Origin of the sequence: Flavobacterium sp. RSP49, from assembly GCF_003968735.1 — a bacterium.
Lineage (GTDB): Bacteria > Bacteroidota > Bacteroidia > Flavobacteriales > Flavobacteriaceae > Flavobacterium.
In genome coordinates this window covers 1-1,070 of sequence record NZ_RYDN01000071.1, presented here as the reverse complement: position 1 = coordinate 1,070, position 1,070 = coordinate 1, and the positions used below count along the sequence as shown (strand labels likewise).

At 39.5% G+C, this 1,070-nt stretch carries 1 protein-coding gene; it reads right to left on the bottom strand.

Annotation, left to right across the window (positions count from 1 at the left end; all coding sequences use genetic code 11):
* Positions 1-144 precede the first annotated feature (144 nt).
* Positions 145-876, bottom strand: a complete 732-nt coding sequence (istB, locus tag EKM02_RS14695; RefSeq protein ID WP_126456435.1) for an IS21-like element helper ATPase IstB — start codon at positions 874-876, stop codon at positions 145-147.
* Between the last annotated feature and the right edge of the window lie 194 nt (positions 877-1,070).

The following is a 1,070-nucleotide window of genomic DNA, read 5'->3' as shown; positions in this document are numbered from 1 at the left end:
TAGATATTCCGACGAAAGTACACCACCCATTCCGGAGCAAAGTACACCACGATTCCGCAACAAAGTGCGCCATTTATTCCAGAGCAAAGTACACCAGTCAAATCGTCCTTTATCATCACTAAGTAAAGATGATATTTTTCAAAGTTAATAATTTTTTTTAGATCTCAAAGATTTACCTGTTAGTGTAATTCTGTGGGCAGAAGCTGACAATCTGTCCATAATAGCATCCGATAATGTTGGCTCGTTTAAGAAGGAATGCCAAGTGTCTACTGGGAGCTGGGAAGTGATCATAGTTGATCCTATACCATACCTGTCTTCGAGGATATCTAGTAACGCAATCCTGGCATCATTATTCAACGGTTTTAGCCCAAAATCATCCAGTATTAGAAGTTTGTTTGTGGAGATACTTTTAATCCACTTCAGGTATGTCCCATCAAGTCTGACTTGAGTCAAGGCATCCATAAACTTGTTCATACTAAAATATAGGGTTCGGTAACCAAGTAAACAGGCACTACGCCCTAAGGCGCAGGCCATAAAAGATTTACCACAACCAGTGGCACCAGTTATCAGGACATTTTCTCCCCTTTCTATAAACATGCCATCAGAGAGCCTAAGTAGCTGTTCTCTGGTAATACCTCTTTCTGTATTGCAAATGATATCTTCTGGTAAGGCATGATAACGGAGCTTACTTGCTTTTAGGTACTTCTGTGTTCTGGAGTAATCCCTGTATTCTACTTCTGCCTGAGTAAGCATAGCTATGAGAGAATGGACATCTTCTTGTTGATGTACTGGAAGTGACAATGCAGCTTCATACCTTTTAGCCATGCCTGTTAATTTAAGACCTTTGAGCTGTTCTAATGTGTTTTGTGTGTTCATTTATTAGGATTTTATAAGTTGATTAATTATAAGCTTCAGGACCTCTAATATTACTGTGCTCGGGGATACGGAATTCGATAGGAGCCTCTTCTTCGAGTAAATCCATATTATTCACTAGGATGTTTTTGATAACACCGTAGCTAAATTTGTGACCTCTTAAGCCCCGTTTACATGCAGCTTCCATCCGAATGTTA

Excerpts from the sequence above, each read along its gene's own strand:
- istB (WP_126456435.1), bottom strand. The coding sequence starts at position 876 with ATGAACACACAAAACACATTAGAACAGCTCAAAGGTCTTAAATTAACA.